Genomic DNA, 19229 nt, shown 5'->3' with positions numbered 1-19229 from the left:
ATATTTTAAATAAAAATTATCTTATTTAAATATTACCACAGCATACTTTTATTCTTTACTAAATACCAGGAATGGTAGAACTGAAACTACATAGGTAAATAATTAAAAAGCGTTTCCATACTAAGCATAGAGACACCTTTTTATTACTAACAGGAAGTTAAATAGCATCGATAAACCTTGTCTGTCAGGGCAAATAACCGCTTACGTTCTTCATTATCCACACTTATATCGGTCGACAAGTGTTTCAATTGCCAGGTATACCAGCTAATCGACTCCGCCTTGTCGATTAGCGCGTTGTAATATCCCTCATTTACACCGCGAGTAAGGTTCTGAACTAAAAAATCGCCCAGTTTGGTATCGATATCCTTTCTTAAGTTGTCGTAAAATCCTTTGTAATAAAGCATGATGTCTGTCAGCAAAAACGGTGATATGATTAAACTTGCGCCGAACATTATCGCCGAGAACTTTTCGAATTCTTCAATAGCGGAAACACTTTCTGATCGAGCCCGACTTAAGTGGCTGTTAATTAGATGTTTACTACATAAAACTGGCCGGCTGTGAGGTCCATTACGGTAACCTCTGTACTTTTTACAGCATTATCTGCGCCAACCACATAAACAAAGTGCTTGCCCTGCAGCTCATATACAGATTTTTGAGGGATCAGAACGGCATCTTTTACCAATTGAGGTATCCTAACCAATGCACTGCTGCCACTATGCAATAAGCCGGAAGGGTTGGCGAAACCCGCTCTGAAACTGGCAGATCCTGTTTCTGTATTTAGTAATCCGCTTACGGTTTCTAACCTCCCTTTTTCCGGGTAGCTGCTGCCGTCTGAAAGGATTAGCGCTACAGCGGGCGTATTACCCAGTTTTTCGGCCATAGTATTGCCTTTTATGTTGCGGCTGAAATCAAGCAGCTGCTTTTCATTCAGCGAGAAATAAGCATATACCTTTCCGATATTGGATATGGTAGTTAACGGTTGTGTACTGGTACTGCTTACCAGGCTACCGATTTTGTACGGAATTGTTCCTGCGACACCATTCACCGGGCTGGTGATCATGGTATAAGCCAGGTTTGTTTTTGCTGTTGCCAAAGTTGCCTGTGCCTGTACCAAGGCGGCCTTTTTGATTTGCAGATTATCTTCGTCTGATTGCAGTTCGTAATTACTGATAATGCCTTTGTCTACAAGTGGTTTGGTTTTTTCTACTTGTAATTGAGCGCTATTCAGATCTGCCTTTGCGCTGTTAACCGCTGCTGCTGCATTGTTAACGTCATGTTGGTATTGTGGGGCGCTGATTGTGAAAAGCAGCTGTCCTTTTTTAACGGTTGCCCCCTCATCAATATAGATCTTTTCCACAAAGCCGTCTATTTTCGGACGGATGTCGATGTTTTGTTCGCCCTGTAAAGTTGCCGGATAATCTGTATTTAACGTTGCGGTATGCGTGGTTGCCGTAAAAACCGGGTAAGGTTGAGGCTCTTGCGGACCCATCGCCCCGGGAAAACCGCCCGGCCCCTGCCCGGGATGCCCCCCGCAGGTATACAGTGCAAGAACGGCTATGGTGATCGCTGTTGTCGGCACAGCGGTTTTTCTTATTCTGCTAAGTGAATACATGACAGTGTTTAATTTGATGTTGAAATAATAATCGTTTAGAATACTTTTCAAAAGTAAACACTGTTTACCAATAAGGTCATCACTGTTGACTATATTTACAACTTAATGACAAGTTGAAACAGCGATTGTCGTTACATGATATTTGTTTGCTTTTGCTTCAATAGCGAGCGGCAGTAGTGCGGTAACCTTTAAAAAAATTACTTTTGGATATGGATTACAACAATGCGGATTTTAAAGGGAAGCAGGAAAATAATATTTTCAGGATACTTTACATCTTTAAAAGATCCCTTGATGAATGGGGGGAAAAAAATGTGAATACGCTACGCGAACCTGAATTTCACATTACGTATATGCCCTTTTTTATGAATATTGATGTTTCCGGCATTTCTAATAACGAACTGGCTGCAAGAATGGGCGTTACCAAGCAGGGAGCCAGCAGGATAGTGAAGGGACTGATTTCATGTGGTTTAGTTACAGCTAAAAAAAGTAAAACAGACCGGCGTTCTTCTATGCTTTACCTTACAGAAAAGGGTAAACAGTTTCAGGCAGATGCCATTAACAAATTCGATGGTTTAATAAACGGCTACATTGAAATGGCCGGTGAGAAAAAATATAAAACCACGATAGAAACTTTGCTCAAGCTGATTGCGTACCACGATATTCACAATCATTAATATGTGATCCCCTTAAAGCGCTTAAATATTCAGTTGAAGTGATTGGCTTCTCTAAAGTACAGATCGCCTGTTCAAATCGCTCTCAAATTTTAACTTATAGAAACGTTTAAGTTATTTTACGTTTCAGCATCTTGCAGTTTCCACGCCATATCTTCCGTCTCTAAATAAGTAAAGAGATACATTTGCTTGGATCCCCTCGTGTGACTACAGGTTAATATTGTGCGTATTTTTATTCTCGCACATCACGAAAGTACTGTGCGTACTGCCGATGCTTTTTACAGAACCTAATTTATTGAAAACAAAGTCCTGGTAGTGTTTCATATCCTTAGCATATACTTTCAGCAGGAAATCATAATCGCCGGAAATATTATAACATTCAACCACCTCATTCAACTGCATAACGTCGCTTACAAATGCACTTCCGATGCTCCTATCGTGTTGCTTCAGCTTGATGTTACAAAAAACAATCAGGCCATAATTCAATTTCTCCGCATCCAGCACTGCAATATATTTTTTAATAAAGCCACCGGCCTCCAATCTTTTTAAGCGCTCAAATACCGGCGATGGTGACAGATTGACCTTTGCAGCCAGGTCTTTGGTAGAAATATTGGAATTCTCGCTTAATAAGCGCAATAATTGCAGATCTATAGGATCAAGTAGCTCAGCCATGGAATAATACACTTTTGAAAGGGTTCAAAACAAGTTTACAAAGTTGATTTTTCTTTCGAAGTCATCAAATATATTTTTTTACACTAAAAAACAGCATCGATGCAAGTGATTAAACCTTAATCTATAAATTTGTTCCGAATAAATTATTTGAGTAATTATCAAACCGTAAATGGTTTTTCCGTCAACGCTGACGAGAAATTAAAAGGGAATCGTGTGTAAATCACGAACTGTCGCGCAACTGTAAGTAACACTCAAGGTTTCTGCCGATGATGTCCACTGTTTATAAAAAGAATGGGAAGGACGGCAGGAATGTTACAAGTCAGGATACCTGCCTCTTTACGGATAGACAATGCTTTCGCGTAATAAAGCAACAGGTCTGATCTGATGTAACCCCTATGGCGTCTAACGCCTTCCTGCCTCAGTGTGCCCTTTCTGCTTTACGTTAGCAAGCTTGTCGCAAGCATTTAATCATTTTTTCATCAAAATCACTAAAGAAATGCTAACGCAAAACCTCGGCTACCCGCGCATTGGTGGTCAAAGACAATTAAAAAGAGCCTGTGAAAGCTATTGGGCAGGCAAGATCGATCTGAAGGAACTGAACCAGGTCGCACAAAAGATCAAACAAGAAAACTGGCAGACCCAACTGGATGCAGGTATCGACTTAATCCCCTGCAATGACTTTAGCTTTTATGACCAGGTACTGGATATGAGCCTGATGCTGGGCGTTATCCCTAAGCGCTACGCTCCCGTACTATCGGATGTGAAAGGCAACTGCGAGATCGACCTGTATTTCGCCATGGCTCGCGGCTATCAGAAAGACGGCCTGGATATTACTGCAATGGAAATGACTAAATGGCTGGATACCAACTACCACTATATCGTACCTGAATTTACGGCCAAACAGGAGTTCCGATTATTTTCTGAAAAAGTATTTGCCGAGTATAATGCTGCCAAACAACTGCTTGGCGAAAAAGCAAAACCCGTGCTGGTTGGCCCGGTAAGCTACCTGTTGATGGGTAAAGAAAAAGAGGAGGGTTTTGAGCGTATCGACCTTGTAAAACAACTGGTACCTGTATATGTTGAAATCATTAACCGCCTGAAACAGCAAGGCGCCACCTGGATACAACTGGATGAACCAACATTGGCGCTTGACCTTTCTAAAAAAGAAAAAGAAGCGTTTGATTTTGCTTACAGGGCCATCGTTAACCGCGTGAGCGGCGTGAAATTACTGGTAGCTACCTATTTTGAAAGTCTTTTGGATAATACACATCTGGCTATAGGCTTGCCGGTAGCCGGCCTGCACATCGACTTGGTACGTGCACCGGAGCAACTGGATGAAGTACTGGCTTTATTTCCAACTAACCTGACCCTATCATTAGGTGTGGTGGACGGACGTAACGTGTGGAAGAATGATTATGAAAAGTCCCTTGCCCTGGTCAACAAAGCAGCCGGGAAATTAGGTAATAACCGCGTAATAATTGCACCGTCTTGCTCTTTATTGCATAGCCCCCTCGATCTAGATGGTGAAACAGCCATCGACCCGGAAATCAAAAACTGGATGGCATTTGCCAAACAGAAATTAAACGAGGTTGCCGAACTAAAGCAGATCGTTGAAGGCAATAACAAACTGCTAGCGATCAACAAAGCAGCTATTGAAAGCCGGCGTAATTCAACTAAGGTACATAAACAGGAAGTGAAACACCGCGTTGCCGCAATCACGGAAGAATACGCCACACGCAAAAGTGTCTTCCATGTACGCCAGAAACTGCATCGCGAACGTTTTAATTTACCATCATTTCCCACAACAACTATCGGTTCATTCCCACAAACAGAAGACATCCGGGCTTTACGCGCAAAATTCAAAAAGGGCGACCTGACACTGGAGCAGTATGAGCAAGCAATAGAAAAAGCCACCATCGACGTCATCAGATGGCAGGAAGAAACCGGCCTGGACGTACTGGTACATGGTGAATTCGAGCGTAACGACATGGTAGAGTATTTCGGTGAACAACTGGATGGCTTCCTTTTCACCAGGAACGGTTGGGTACAAAGCTATGGCAGCCGTTGTGTAAAGCCGCCGGTGATCTTCGGTGACGTAAGCCGTCCCGCAGATATGACCTTGCGTTGGATCACTTTCGCCGCAAAGCAAACCAACAAGCCGATGAAAGGCATGCTGACCGGCCCGGTAACCATTCTGCAATGGTCTTTCGTTCGCGATGACCAACCGCGAGATGTTACAACTAACCAAATTGCCTTAGCCATTCGTGATGAAGTGGTGGCTTTGGAAAAAGCAGGCATCGGTATAATCCAGATCGATGAGGCTGCGATCAGAGAAGGTTTGCCATTACGTAAGGCCAAGCACCCGCATTATTTGAATTGGGCGGTAAAAGCATTCCGCGTAACCGCCGGTGGCGTGCAGGATAAAACCCAGATCCATACCCACATGTGCTACAGCGAGTTCAATAACATTATAGAGAACATTGCCGCGATGGACGCCGATGTGATTACCATTGAAACCTCCCGCTCGCAAATGGAGCTGTTGCATGCCTTTGCACATTTTGAATACCCGAACGAGATCGGCCCGGGAGTATATGATATTCACTCGCCGCGCGTACCCACCACCGCGGAGATGGTATCCTTATTGACCAAAGCAGCAGACTTGCTTCCGGCGCAGAACCTATGGGTAAACCCGGACTGCGGACTAAAAACCCGTAAATGGCCGGAAACGAAAGCCGCCATCGAAAACATGGTGGCAGCCGCCAGGGAGGCACGCGAAAAGATCAGTTTGGAAGGCGTTAGCTAAACATCCTAAAAATGATTTTGACACTGCGGGCAGACACCCGCAGTGTTTTTCTGACATAAAAGAGACCAATGAATAGTTATACTGGTTGCATACAGACCAGTAGCAGTAGTAAAATGATCATCATTTTCATTGTACGGCGGTATACTAACTATTAAAAATAACGGGCTACTAAAAAGCATCCTAACGTAAAAATTAAACTTTAAGGAACGCCTTGATTATCGATCCTTTATTTTTGCACCATGGTAGCCTTCATCAATGAGTACACTAATTGAACTGGTGCAAGCATACGGACTAGGGATCATCTTCCTTATTACGCTTTTGCAGAGCGTAGGCTTACCCATTCCGGCATTTGCGATTCTTATTGTTACGGCAGCCGTTACCCCTATTGATAGCATTCATATCATTTCACTCACACTAACCGCTACGTCCGGATCTTTAATCGGAGACATTACTTTATATTTTTTAGGTAAAAGAATAGGCACGGGTATTCTGGGAAAATTGTGCAGGATCTCGCTTTCGCCTGACTCATGCGTTAAAAGCAGCGGAGACATTTTTAACCGTTATGGTCCGCCTGCCTTAACAGTTGTCAAATTCATTCCCGGGCTTTCTACATTAGCCCCGGTAGTGGCTGGTGTTTATGCAATGCCAATATTTTCATTCATAGCTTTCTCATTGATTGCAGGGATGATTTATAGTATAGCGGCTATTGGTTTAGGCGTTTTATTTCGTTTCCAGATCAGCAGCTTAATAGCTACACTAACCCAATTCGGTAAACTTGGTATTTTAATCGTTATTATCTCCTTCGCTATCTACCTGTTTACGAAATGGTTGCAACGGTACCTCCTTATCCACCAATTTAAAAATGATCGCGTGACGGTCAATGACCTGCTTGTGTTGATACAGGAAACGTCAGGCCCTGTAATTTTTGACGCACGGCCGGCAGACCAGCGGATACGAAACGGGTTCATTCCCGGTTCAATACACGTAAGTGATAGTAATTTAAATGAAATCGCTAATCTTTATTCTGCCCATGAAGAGATAGTTATCTATTGTTCTTGTCCTAATGAGATTACAGCAGCCAAGTATGCAAAAAAATTGCAAAAAACAGGCTTAAAACGAATACGACCGCTATTAGGAGGGCTTGATGAGTGGGCTAAAGCCGGCGGAAAAATAGCATTCAACCAGAATTAAACCCAGATCATCAGTCAGTTGATTAGGCATTAGGTACAAAGGCGATGGAATGCATCAATTGATCTGGAGCATGCTGAAACTTTCGCAATCGCTCTACCCCTTTTCTTTTGCCCCTTTTTCTGACTTTCACCCGACCATGAGCGTCTCATGGATGTGTACTTTTGCCGCATCATGCAACCTGTTTTCAATCACAAAGATCAGCGGATACCTACAATCCTGGCCTTTGCTTTATTACCTTTATCCGGTTTCGCGACCGATATATACATCCCCTCTCTACCCAGCATGGGCAGCGACTTACACGCCACGAGTTTACAGGTGCAGTTGACCCTTACGTTGTTTTTGGTCAGCTACGGCGTTTCGCAACTCTTCTTAGGCAGTGTGCTGGATGCGTATGGACGTTACCGGCTCAGCTTTATTTCATTGCTGGTATTTATCGCTGCAAGCGTCCTGATCGCTGTTATCCCGAATATCTACATGATCTATGTCCTGCGGATCGTCCAGGGCATCACGGTAGCGATTATTGTGATCGCTAAACGCGCTTATTTTGTAGATGTTTATGAGGGTGATCGGCTACAGCATTACTTGAGTATGTTTACCATCATCTGGTCGGCCGGGCCTATCGTGGCGCCTTTCCTGGGTGGCTATTTCCAGCATTATTTTGGCTGGCAGTCCAACTTCTTGTTTCTTGCCGGCCTGGCTGCAGTGATCGCCGTGCTGGAATACCTTTACAGCGGTGAAACGATCCGTCACCGCACCGAATTTAAGCTAAAGACCATTGCAGGGCTCTATGTGGAGATGATTAAGACGACCACCTTTAGTCTCGGCATCCTCATGCTCTGCTTTGCCTATTCCATGGTGATCATGTATAACATGACCGGCCCATTTATTATTGAGCACCACTTTGAGCTGACACCGGTGATTGCCGGCTATTGCTCACTCATCCTGGGCCTGGCCTGGATGCTGGGCGGATTTATCGGACGCGCGCTGATCAACCGTCCTTTTTTCAGCAAATTACTGGTGAGTGTTATACTACAGCTCATGGTAGTGGCTTTGATGATCCTAAGCAGTTATTATTTTGCGAACATTTATGTCATGGTGTTTTTCGCGTTCCTGATCCATGTCGGCGCGGGATTCACTTATAATAATTACTTCGCCTATTGCCTGGGTCGTTTTCCCAAAAATGCAGGCATGTCAGGCGGACTGACAGGCGGACTGGTCTATGTGATCCTTTCGCTGCTCACTTATCTTGTAGTAGCCGCTATCCCGGCTAAAAACATGGCTCATCTCAGCTATAGTTACTTGGTCTTTATCGCGTGCTCTCTGATTGTGATGCTACTACTTTTTAATCTGAACCGACAACCGGCCAATTAAGTATCAAGGAGTAGCTTGTTTCATCCATACATTAAATCTTGGGGCAGACAGGATTAAATTTCAAAACGTCTATGAATGTCTGATAATGCTCCAGAGATGAAGACGACGAAAAATAAATAGCAGGAACCACTGCGGTCAATGCTTTCCTGCAGGCTCCTTACTTTTCTGCCTGAGCACTTCCCCCGCCCTAAGCATCTCACTGGTAATAGAACGGGTATAATTCTGGATCTCCTGCTGAAAGGCAGCCACTGAGGCACCGGAGCGTATTTCCTCTAATCGTTTTTCCCAACTACCGGTTAGTTCTGCTTGGGCGATCTGCTGATCTTTTACAACACCATAAACAGACAGCCCCGTGGCGGTAGGTACCAGGTTCTTTTTTTCACGAATGATATAATTACGTTTGATGAGCGTCTCAATTATAGAAGCCCTGGTTGCGGGTGTACCTAAGCCACTGTCTTTCATGGCATAGCGCAACTCATCGTCTTCAATTTCTTTACCTGCCGTCTCCAGGGCTTTTAATAACGAAGCTTCATTGTACAATGCTTTTGGCTTGGTTTGCTTATCCAATACTGCTTTGTTTGTTATCGGCAGGTTTTCACCCTTCACTACTTTGGGCAAGGCTGCATTCTCCTCGTCTTTTTTTTCTTCGTCCTTGTCATTAAATACCGCGCGCCAGCCAGGTACGGCTACTACGGTACCGCTTGCCGTAAAATCCTCGCCGGATTTAACTGTGATCTTCGTGATCTCTTTCACACACTCCCCGTGGAATGCCTCCAGCATCCTGCCGACCACCATGTCGTAGATGGCCTGCTGATCGGTGGAAAGCGTATAAGCACGTTCACCTGTCGGTAAAATCGCATGGTGATCCGTCACTTTTTTCGCGTTCACACTGCGTTTGTTTAATTTGCTTTCTGTCAGGATCGTTGCCTGTTTGCCAAACAAGGCATGACCGGTAAAACCGGCGATCAACTGCGGAACGGTGGCAAAAACATCATCGCCGATGTAGCGGCTACCGGTACGGGGGTAAGTCACCAGTTTATTCTCATACAGATGCTGCAAAATTCCCAGGGTCTGGTCGGCCGTAAAGCCCTTTCGTTTATTCGCCTCCTGCTGCAAACTGCTCAAATCATGTAATAGTGGAGGCGGCTCTTTACGGGGTTTGGCCTCTACACTCAGGATATTTCCCCCATTTGCAAATCCGGCAGCAACGTCTTCTACCCGCTCCAGCACCTGCTCCGCTTCTGCCCGGTTTTTATAACTTTTGACAGAGATCGCACGGAACAGTTGTCCATCTTTGTCAACTTGTATAGCGACCTGGTAATACAGTTCCGGAACGAAATTTTTATTTTCTAAGTAACGGGCACAGATCATGGCCAGTGTCGGTGTTTGCACCCTGCCTAAAGAAAGAACAGACCGGGTACAGGAGGCAAGGCTCAGCGCCTGCGTCGCATTCATACCAACCAGCCAATCCGATTGTGAGCGGCAATGCGCGGAATTAAAAAGTGTGTCATAATCGCCGCCTGGCTTCAAATTACGAAAACCTTCTTTAATAGCTTCATCAGTTTGCGAGGAGATCCAGAGCCGCTTAAACGGTTTCTTACATTTCAAGTAGTAATAAATATACCGGAAAATCAGTTCGCCTTCCCGCCCGGCATCCGTCGCCACAATAATCTCCGTAGCTTCGTCAAACAATTTCTTGATAACATCCAATTGCTTTTTTGCAGCCGGATCGTCTACCACACCCTCCTTACTGCTAACCTTGCGAATACAGAGCTTAAACTTTTGGGGAAGCATCGGCAGGTTTTGGACACTCCAACGGTAATACCCATATTCCTGTGGTGGCGCCAATTGCAGCAGATGACCGAAAGCCCAGGTAAACGTATAGCCTTTTCCCTCGATATAGCCCTCCCGTTTTGTATTCGCCCCAAATACTTTGGCAATTTCACGGGCCACGGAGGGCTTTTCTGCAATAATGACTTTCATTGAAATATACTACTGGGCTCCTGTTATTAGGGCTGCGAAAATAGGGAATCCTGCGGGAGCGGCCAACCCTTGTGGAAACTTGGGATACGAAGGAACGCTTTGAAGTCAACCTTAGGTTTACATCTAAAAGCTGCGGAACCTGTTGAAGCTACTTTTTAATCGAGCTGAGGGTTTAATAACCAATTTTTCCAATCCGTAATTTGGTATTGGTAAAAGTTGGTGCCGTATCGGCTATTAACTTCTTTCCAATCGTTTTTCTCCAGGATAAATTCCGGCGCAGGAAGTTTTTCAACTGCTGCAGCCAGGCAATAAAAATAGTTTCTTGTAGGATGCGCCGGAGATACGCCATTCAGTATCGGGATATGCGCTTTCGAATTTATAACCGCTTCCGTCAAGCCGACACAATCCTTCAGGTGGATAAGATTCACAGGCGCCAGCCCATTTGGAATTTGCTTTTTACCCGAAAGAAAACGCCCCGGCATACGACCAGGTCCAACAAGGCCCCCAAACCGTAATATAGTCACCTCAAACCGGGTCTCTGCTAAAAACAATGCTTCTGCAGCCGATAATAAACGGGCAGATTCGGTATTCGGTTGCGGTAAACTTTGTTCATCCACTACCGTTCCGGGCTCTCCGTAAATACTGATCGAGCTAATAAAAAGAACTTTCTTTATGAGCGAGGTTCTTACCTGTTGTATTAAGCCTTCTATTTCTAAAAGATAGTTTGGTCTCTTCGCCAGGTTAACATTACAGGCGATGACGAGTATGTCACAATCGAAGAAAGGATCAGCCTTCGGGGTTTCACTTATTTTTTGGAGATCAACAAGAAATGGTTGAATACCGTACTCACTCAGAAGATTTAGCTTTTCAGTTTTGGTTACCGAACCCTTCACAACATCGCCTTGAACCAGCAATGACTTCGCTAAAGCTAGTCCGTACCATCCGCAGCCTAAGATGCTCACTACTCTTTTCATAATTACCACCGGAGTATTAACGTGCTAATGTACGAAATGCCTTTGCACCAACTACTTTCCCGATACATTATAAAAGTATCCGTCGCTGTTAACAGTTTAACTTTACTGTCTTTTCTTAGCGGAGATGCTTTGAAATTCGAAATCAAAATATAAGTCTTTGAAGCGAACTTCCAATGCAGTAACGATTGTTATGCTTAAAGTGTTGGCCATTTTCATAATAGAAAAAGCTTGATTACTTACCGATACAGAACTTAGAAAATATGTTCTCCAGAAGGTCGTCGGTGGTCACGCTGCCTGTTATTTCGCCGAGGTAGTGTAATGCTTGTTTAATGTCGATCGCCAGAAAATCTGAGGTGATAGGGTTGTCAATACCGTTCAGCACCCTGCTTAGTGCCTCTTCTGTTTTTTGAAGGGCTTCCAAATGCCGGATGTTGGTAACCATGATCTCGTTACCTGCCAGTTGGCCTTTAATTGCGGTATGATAGATCTTATGCTTTAGCTCTTCTATACGTTCTTTTTGTTTGGCAGAGATGAACAACGTACTTTCTGTATTTGGTAACGCCGCGATCTGTTCTGGATCCAACAGATCAATCTTATTCGCCACTACCAACATTGGTACGCCGGGTTTTTTCAGGCTTTCTAAATCAGTATTCAAATCGGCAATTGAAATTTCGGAGGCATCAAAAACATAAATCAACAAAGCCGACTGACTGATTTTCTCCATCGTCTTTTGAACGCCAATGGCTTCGATGGTGTCTGTCGCTTCGCGTATCCCCGCAGTATCTATCAACCGGAAATTAACACCGTTGATATTCAATACCTCCTCAATGGTATCGCGCGTTGTACCAGCGATGTGGCTAACGATCGCCCTTTCCTCATTTAACAGCGCATTCAGCAATGTCGATTTTCCGGCATTTGGCCGGCCGGCAATAACTGTATTAATTCCTTGTTTAATGGCGTTCCCCAACTCAAAGGATTCTATCAAGCGACTAAGAACACCAAGAATAGTTAAAATCAGCTGCTTTAATTGGTCGCGATTGGCAAACTCTACATCTTCTTCAGAAAAATCAAGTTCGAGTTCGATCAACGAAGCAAAGTTGACCAGCTGTTCGCGAAGGGCATTTAATTGATTGCTAAAGCCGCCCCGCAATTGCTGCATTGCCGCTTGCTGAGAAGCTTTTGAATTAGAAGCGATCAGGTCGGCAACAGCCTCTGCCTGCGAAAGATCCAGTTGCCCGTTAAGGAAAGCCCGTAGGGTAAACTCGCCCGGCTGGGCGGCGCGGGCACCATTTTTAATCAGCAATTTGATCACCGATTCAATAATAAATGCCGAACCGTGGCAAGAAAGCTCTACCACGTTTTCTTTGGTATACGAATGTGGCGCAAAAAACAACGAAACCAGCACCTCGTCAAGAATCACATCTCCGTCGGCGATCCGGCCAAAGTGTATGGTATGCGAGGCCTGACGGGTAAGATCCTTTCCTTTAAAAATCTTTTGCGCAATGGTTACTGCCTCAGGGCCAGACAGGCGGATTACGCCAATAGCGCCAATACCGTTAGGGGTTGCTAAAGCAACAATCGTATCGTTGGTCTGATATATCACGCGGCAAAGTTCGGCATTATTCAGACAACCTATGTCAACGGCATTTCTTTTTTAGGAAGGGACGATGATCTATGGAATCAGGCCACTAATTTATCGTTACAACCCAAAGCCAAACTTCTCTTCTATCCCCAAACCAAACAGGGCGAAATCATACTTTATCGGGTCGGCCGGATCGAATTCTTTCAAATGAGTTGTCAATTCAACTGCGGTTTGCCAATCTGTTTGTTTACGGGTAATCAATTTTAAGTTTCTTGCTACCCGATCCACATGCAGGTCACAGGGACAAACCAGATCAGCCGGACTCATTCTGTTCCATATCCCAAAGTCGACTCCGCAGTTGTCTTTACGAACCATCCAGCGGAGAAACATATTCAGACGTTTACAGGTGGATTTTTGTGAGGGCGAAGAAATATGCTTTTTAGTTCGGTGCGGATAATCCGGCAAGGAGAAAAAATAGCTTCTAAAGTGATTAAGCGAAGCCTCTACCCCCCACCCCCTTAAAGACGGAGTTATCATGTCCTCCTTTTCTCCCTTAAGAGAGTTAGTGGGTAAAAAGGCATCTTCCAGGCTGTCGAACCTTTCGTAATGATGTCTGAAAAAGGTAATAAAGTAAAGTGTATCGATGTCGTTAAAAGTGCGGTGCTTAAAATTCAGCAGCTTTTTCAAATCATGTTCCTGATGGTTGATGATAAAATCATAAGGCGCACCATCCATCAGGTTAATCAGTTCACGGCATTTTTTGATGATCGTTACGCGCTGTCCCCAGGCTAAAATTGCCGCCCAAAAACCCATAATCTCGATATCCTGCTTTTGAGCGAAGCTATGCGGGATAACTATGGGGTCATTCTCGATAAACTCCGGGCGGTTGTATTGCGCAACTTTAGCATCGAGAAAGGCCTTGAGATCGTGTACCATAATGTTAGAAACAAGAATCAAGAGCCAAGAAACAAGACACTATCCTTAACCAAATCCTGGCTCTTGATTCTATATTAGCTCAATGCGTTCTTTAGGTCTTCCAACAGATCCTCGATATCCTCTACCCCTACGCTTAAGCGTAACAGGTTATCTACCACACCTGCTGCTTCGCGGGTTTCTTTTGGTATAGAAGCATGCGTCATGGTAGCCGGGTGGTTAATCAGCGATTCTACCCCTCCTAATGATTCTGCCAGCGTGAAAACTTTAAAGTTTGAAGCGATCCGGAAGGTCTCCTGCAGGTCTGCTCCCTTTAATACGATAGAGATCATTCCGCCGAAATCACGCATTTGATTAGCCGCAATGTGGTGGTTAGGATGATCTGTGAAACCAGGCCAGAAAATACGTTCTACTTTGGGGTGATCTTTTAAAAATTCTGCCACTGCCCTACCGTTCTCGCAATGTGCTTTCATGCGCAGGTGCAGCGTTTTTATCCCGCGCAAAACAAAAAAGCTATCCATTGGGCCGGGTGTGGCACCACAAGAATTGTAGATAAACCAAAGACGCTTGTACAGGTCTTCGTCGTTCATCATTAAGGCACCCATTACCACATCTGAGTGACCACCGATATACTTAGTAACCGAATGCATGACGATATCAGCACCAAAATCAATTGGGTTTTGCAGGTATGGCGATGCGAAGGTATTATCTACCACCAGCATTAGGTTCTTGGCCTTTACTATTTTAGAAATGGCTGCAATATCAACCACCTGCATAGTAGGGTTGGTCGGCGTTTCAATCCAAACCATTTTGGTATTTTCATTAACGTATTCGTTAATAATCTCCGGATCGTGCAGGTTTAAAAAGTGAAACTTAATACCGTAGTTAGCAAATATTTTGGTGAAGATACGGTAAGAGCCGCCGTAAAGGTCGTTCCCGGTAATCACTTCGTCGCCGGGCTTCAGCAACTTCATTACGGCATCCGTTGCCCCCATACCGCTCGAGAAAGCAAGACCAAATTTTGCATTTTCCAACGCCGCCAGACAGTCTTCCAGCGCCTTACGGGTTGGGTTGGTACCACGCGAATACTCGTAACCCTGGTTATCTCCAGGCGCTTTTTGCCAATAGGTTGACGTTTGGTAAATCGGTGTCATTACTGCACCGGTAGATGGGTCAGGATGCTGACCAGCATGTATAGCTTTAGTTGCGAATTTCATTCAATGCCTCTCCCCAACCCCTCTCCGGTAGAGAGGGGCTAGTAAATTTCATTATATCAAAGTCCTCCCTACCGGGGAGGATTTAGGTGGGGCTACTTAATACGCCCTCGCGAATAATACCCGCTCTTTAGACGGTCTACCAGTTAAGATACACTTACCTTCTTCCTGTGGGTTATTCAATGGTATACAACGTATAGTAGCCTTGGTTTCGTCTTTAATGCGCTGCTCTGTTTCCGGCGTTCCATCCCAGTGGGCAGCAATAAAGCCTGGTTTCTCGTCCAGCAGACGTTTAAACTCTTCATAGTCGTCAACCTTGGTAATGTTTTCTTCCCTGAATTTGAACGCCTTATCAAAAATATTCTGCTGAATTTCTTCCAGCAAGCCTTCAATTTTAGCTGCAAGTCCTTCCTGCGTTGTCGTCTCTTTGGTTTTGGTATCCCGACGAGCCAGTTCTACAGTTCCGTTCTGCATATCGCGGCTACCGATAGCTACACGAAGCGGCACACCTTTCAGCTCATACTCGGCAAATTTAAAGCCCGGGCGTTGCGTGTCGCGGTCGTCAAATTTGATGCTGATGCCTTTTGCCTTTAACTCTGCGCTTAAACTGTTTACATAATTGCGGATATTATCCAGTTCTTCCTGGTGCTTGTAGATCGGCACAACCACCACCTGGATCGGCGCTAATTTTGGAGGGAGCACTAAACCGGCATCATCAGAGTGGGACATGATCAGCGCGCCCATCAGGCGAGTAGAAACGCCCCACGAGGTAGCCCAAACATAATCCTGCTTATTCTCTTTATCAGAAAATTTAACGTCGAACGCCTTCGCAAAGTTCTGACCTAAAAAGTGCGATGTACCAGCTTGTAAGGCTTTACCATCCTGCATCAGCGCCTCAATACAATAAGTATCCAAAGCACCTGCAAAACGCTCACTAGGGGTTTTACGGCCTTTCACAACCGGTACAGCCAGCCAGTTCTCCACAAAATCTGCATAAACTTCCAGCATTTGCTCTGCTTCTGCAATCGCCTCTTCTGAAGTAGCGTGCGCGGTATGGCCTTCCTGCCATAAAAATTCGCTGGTACGCAAGAACAACCTGGTGCGCATTTCCCAGCGTACAACGTTGGCCCATTGGTTAACCAGGATAGGCAAATCGCGGTATGACTGGATCCAGCCTTTGTAAGTATTCCAGATGATGGTTTCAGAAGTTGGGCGAACAATCAGTTCTTCTTCTAATTTTGCTTCTTCATCAACAATAATATTACCTTCACCATCGTTTTTCAACCTGTAGTGAGTAACAACTGCACATTCTTTAGCAAAACCATCTACGTGGCTGGCTTCTTTTGAAAAAAAAGATTTTGGTATGAACAACGGGAAGTAAGCATTGCTATGGCCGGTATCTTTAAACATTTTGTCTAAAACGGTCTGCATTTTTTCCCAGATTGAGTAGCCGTAAGGCTTAATTATCATACAGCCTCTCACGGGGGAATATTCAGCTAAATCAGCTTTTATTACTAACTCATTAAACCATTGTGAATAATCTTCGTCTTTACTAATGATCCCCTTGCTCATAAATATATTGTGGAATGAAATTTGACTATTGAAATACGTAGTTTTGCCGTCAAATTTATAAATTTAAACCTTTATATGAACTTGAACTTTAAACTTCTCAGAAAATGAAACGCAATATAATCGGGGCTGCAGTGCTGCTTTCTGCCCTGGCACTGGCTTCATGTTCCACTCAGAAAATGGCATCAACTGCGGTAGCAGATGATGATGTGTATTACACCAAGGCCAAGGCAGGCGATGAGCCGGTGTATACAGCGCAAGCGCCAGGTTACCGTCAGGATGTGTACAATAACTACACCGATGACGATTACTACTACTATGACAGCTACGCATCGCGCATCAATCGCTTCAGCTATTACTCGCCATTTAATTTTTACGACGATTACTATTACGGCTATTCACCATACTCGGCAGCCTATAATTACGGCTGGAATGGTTATGCCTACAGCGGGTTTGGTTTAGGTTTCGGCTTAAGCTACGGCTGGGGAAGCCCATATTACGGGTATGGCTACAGCCCTTATGGCTATGGTTATTATTCGCCTTACTCCTACTGGGGTGTAGGTTATGGTGGTGGCTATCCGTTCTGGGGCGTTTATTCTGCCTATGGAAATGGCTACCGTGGTACACCTCGTCCATACCGCGGATCAGGCACACCTAATGGCGCGTTTGCTACCCGTGGTACAGGCAATATTGGATACAACGGCGCTTACCCTAACAGCGGGTACTATCCGGGTAGAAGTGTGAACTCTGGCCGTACGCAAACAAACGGCTATGGCGGTAACAATGGTAACTATGGCCAAAGCAGACCTTCACGCCCAGCAAGGAATGATTACCCAACCTATCAGCCGCAGCCATCGCCAAGAAGTACTAATTCTGCGCCAAGCTATAGCGGTGGTGGCAGCAGTAGTAGCGGTAGCAGCAGCGGCGGTGGCGGTGCTCGTCCGGGAAGACCATAATTTTTTGACAAAAGCCTATCATTAATGAATATAAGACATTTACTTGCTACCGCAGCTATAGTAGCAGCGGCCCAAACAACTTATGCGCAGTATGCGCAGGATGCCGTAAGGTTCTCTTCCTTCAACACAGGCTCAACAGCACGTATTAAAGGTATCGGAAACGCGGGTACAGCCATCGGCGGGGATCTGAGCTCCATCAGCGGTAACCCTGCGGGGACAGGTTTCTTTACCCACTCTGAGTTAAGCATCACGCCAGAGTATAATGGCTCTAATGTAAACGCCGGTTACTTCGGTAGTGCTAATACGGCCAATAAAAGCGCGTTGAACTTGAACAATGCTTCGGTATTGTTCTATTCTAAACTGAACAGCGCCCGTGGTGCAGACAAAACCCAGGGCTGGTTAAGTTTAAACTTTGGTATTGCTTATGCCAGAACTAATAATTTTTACCAGAACACGTACTACAACGGCCAGAATAACCAAAACAATATTGCGCAATACTATGCAGCGCAGGCCAATCAATTTGGGGTAAATGGCGGGCTAGCGGGCTGGGCGTATGATCAAAATTTGATTGACTTTTATAATAGCGCCAATGCATACAAAAGCAACGTAGTAAGCGGAACCGTTGGCCAAAGCAGAAATGTGGTTTCTACCGGCGGTCAATCAGAAATTAACCTGTCTTTAGGTACTAACTACAGCAATAAGCTTTACTTGGGTTTAGGTATGGGCATCGCGAGCATCCGTTACAATATGCAAAGTGCATTTGTAGAAACCGGAACAGCTTCGGTATTCGAAAATAACAATACCACTACTGCAAACCGGGCCTACAACTCTACCTTTAGCCAGGACCAGCAATCACGCGGTACTGGTGTAAACCTAAAACTGGGTTTTATTTACAAACCTGTTGAGGCTGTTCGTATCGGTGGTAGCTTAACTACCCCAACCTGGTACAAGGTTGACGATAATTATAATGAAGGTCTAAGAACTACGCTAAACAACGGTTTCAGCGGAAGCAACGGCGATAATTATCCATATACCTATAATTTCCGCACGCCGCTTAAACTGGCCGGTGGTATCGCCTTCTTTTTGGGCAAATATGGTTTCATAACAGGTGATGTGGAATACCAGGATTACTCAAGCATCCACCTGGATTACGACACTGATCAGCAGGACAATAACGACATTAAACGTTTATACCGTTCTGTGGTTAATGCCCGTGTAGGTGCTGAATTAAAACTTGATCAGCTTTATTTCCGTGGCGGTTACGGTACACAGGGTAACCCAATGAAATCAGAAAGCGGCAACATGAATACTGCAACCGCAGGTATTGGTTACCGTTTCGGAAGCTACTTTATTGATGCGGCTTACAGCCATATCACCAATAATAGCACCGTTTATCCACCTTATGATTTAACAACCAACTATGGCGCTTCGATGAAGAGTACTTACGACAACGTATTCCTTACCCTGGGATTGCGTTTCTAAAGAAAGATCCTCAGCTTTCGAATAATAAAACAAGGAAGCCTTTGCAATTGCAAAGGCTTCCTTGTTTTTAAGCCTATTAGAATTTTCAATTTAACTGACGCAACAATAATCAGAATAAGCTTATTCTTTCAAACAACAATAACAACTTACTCACTTTCAACACAAAAATCATAATTTTCCCACGACAGTTTAATAATTTAGCCGAACCGTAACGTT

At 44.6% G+C, this 19229-nt stretch carries 15 protein-coding genes and 1 riboswitch; of the genes, 6 read left to right on the top strand and 9 right to left on the bottom strand.

Annotated elements, in window-relative coordinates:
* Positions 1-146: 146 nt before the first annotated feature.
* On the bottom strand, positions 147-404 hold the full coding sequence (locus MUY27_RS17330) for a hypothetical protein (RefSeq protein ID WP_245132132.1): 258 nt from the start codon (positions 402-404) through the stop codon (positions 147-149).
* A gap of 122 nt (positions 405-526) precedes the next feature.
* Complete coding sequence (locus MUY27_RS17325) at positions 527-1612, bottom strand: efflux RND transporter periplasmic adaptor subunit (protein ID WP_245132130.1); 1086 nt, start codon at positions 1610-1612, stop codon at positions 527-529.
* Positions 1613-1821: 209 nt separating this feature from the next.
* Here MUY27_RS17325 and MUY27_RS17320 point away from each other — a divergent pair, with 209 nt between their 5' ends.
* Positions 1822-2286 carry a MarR family winged helix-turn-helix transcriptional regulator gene (locus MUY27_RS17320; protein ID WP_245132128.1) on the top strand — a complete coding sequence of 155 codons (465 nt, stop codon included), beginning with the start codon at positions 1822-1824 and terminating at the stop codon, positions 2284-2286.
* Between the two features lie 204 nt (positions 2287-2490).
* Here MUY27_RS17320 and MUY27_RS17315 read toward each other — a convergent pair whose 3' ends face one another.
* Complete coding sequence (locus MUY27_RS17315; RefSeq protein ID WP_245132126.1) at positions 2491-2955, bottom strand: Lrp/AsnC family transcriptional regulator; 465 nt, start codon at positions 2953-2955, stop codon at positions 2491-2493.
* A gap of 153 nt (positions 2956-3108) precedes the next feature.
* Positions 3109-3306: riboswitch (cobalamin riboswitch) on the top strand.
* A gap of 145 nt (positions 3307-3451) precedes the next feature.
* Here MUY27_RS17315 and metE point away from each other — a divergent pair.
* From metE to MUY27_RS17300, 3 genes are all read left to right on the top strand, one after another.
* Complete coding sequence (gene metE, locus MUY27_RS17310; RefSeq protein WP_245132124.1) at positions 3452-5758, top strand: 5-methyltetrahydropteroyltriglutamate--homocysteine S-methyltransferase; 2307 nt, start codon at positions 3452-3454, stop codon at positions 5756-5758.
* Positions 5759-6013: 255 nt separating this feature from the next.
* Positions 6014-6949, top strand: a complete 936-nt coding sequence (locus tag MUY27_RS17305) for a rhodanese-like domain-containing protein (protein ID WP_245132121.1) — start codon at positions 6014-6016, stop codon at positions 6947-6949.
* A gap of 282 nt (positions 6950-7231) precedes the next feature.
* Positions 7232-8320 (top strand): MFS transporter, encoded by a 1089-nt coding sequence (locus MUY27_RS17300; protein ID WP_420846910.1) that lies wholly within the window; start codon positions 7232-7234, stop codon positions 8318-8320.
* 135 nt (positions 8321-8455) lie between these two features.
* Here the strand turns inward: MUY27_RS17300 and MUY27_RS17295 are convergent, their stop codons facing one another.
* The 6 genes from MUY27_RS17295 to proS all read right to left on the bottom strand — a co-directional run bounded on the left by MUY27_RS17295 (position 8456) and on the right by proS (position 16578).
* The gene (locus tag MUY27_RS17295; protein ID WP_245132118.1) at positions 8456-10303 is read right to left on the bottom strand and encodes a DNA topoisomerase 3; all 1848 of its coding nucleotides are present in this window, start codon (positions 10301-10303) and stop codon (positions 8456-8458) included.
* 155 nt (positions 10304-10458) lie between these two features.
* Positions 10459-11277, bottom strand: a complete 819-nt coding sequence (locus tag MUY27_RS17290; RefSeq protein ID WP_245132116.1) for a Rossmann-fold NAD(P)-binding domain-containing protein — start codon at positions 11275-11277, stop codon at positions 10459-10461.
* Between the two features lie 232 nt (positions 11278-11509).
* Positions 11510-12880: a tRNA uridine-5-carboxymethylaminomethyl(34) synthesis GTPase MnmE gene (gene mnmE / locus MUY27_RS17285; protein WP_245132113.1), complete on the bottom strand. Its 1371-nt coding sequence runs from the start codon at positions 12878-12880 to the stop codon at positions 11510-11512.
* A 96-nt stretch (positions 12881-12976) separates the two neighbouring features.
* Positions 12977-13795: a TIGR02757 family protein gene (locus MUY27_RS17280; RefSeq protein WP_245132111.1), complete on the bottom strand. Its 819-nt coding sequence runs from the start codon at positions 13793-13795 to the stop codon at positions 12977-12979.
* A 74-nt stretch (positions 13796-13869) separates the two neighbouring features.
* Positions 13870-15009 carry a cystathionine gamma-synthase gene (locus tag MUY27_RS17275; RefSeq protein WP_245132110.1) on the bottom strand — a complete coding sequence of 380 codons (1140 nt, stop codon included), beginning with the start codon at positions 15007-15009 and terminating at the stop codon, positions 13870-13872.
* 96 nt (positions 15010-15105) lie between these two features.
* Positions 15106-16578: a proline--tRNA ligase gene (proS, locus tag MUY27_RS17270; protein ID WP_245132108.1), complete on the bottom strand. Its 1473-nt coding sequence runs from the start codon at positions 16576-16578 to the stop codon at positions 15106-15108.
* Between the two features lie 104 nt (positions 16579-16682).
* Between proS and MUY27_RS17265 the strand changes: the two genes are divergently transcribed.
* Entirely contained in the window at positions 16683-17531 is an 849-nt protein-coding gene (locus tag MUY27_RS17265; RefSeq protein WP_245132107.1) for a hypothetical protein, read from the top strand.
* Positions 17532-17555: 24 nt separating this feature from the next.
* The gene (locus MUY27_RS17260; protein WP_245132105.1) at positions 17556-19013 is read left to right on the top strand and encodes an OmpP1/FadL family transporter; all 1458 of its coding nucleotides are present in this window, start codon (positions 17556-17558) and stop codon (positions 19011-19013) included.
* Positions 19014-19229 lie beyond the last annotated feature (216 nt).

Source organism: Mucilaginibacter straminoryzae, from assembly GCF_022953055.1.
GTDB lineage: Bacteria > Bacteroidota > Bacteroidia > Sphingobacteriales > Sphingobacteriaceae > Mucilaginibacter > Mucilaginibacter straminoryzae.
Note: the sequence above shows the minus strand (reverse complement) of the source record. Positions and strands in the feature narration are given on the sequence as shown.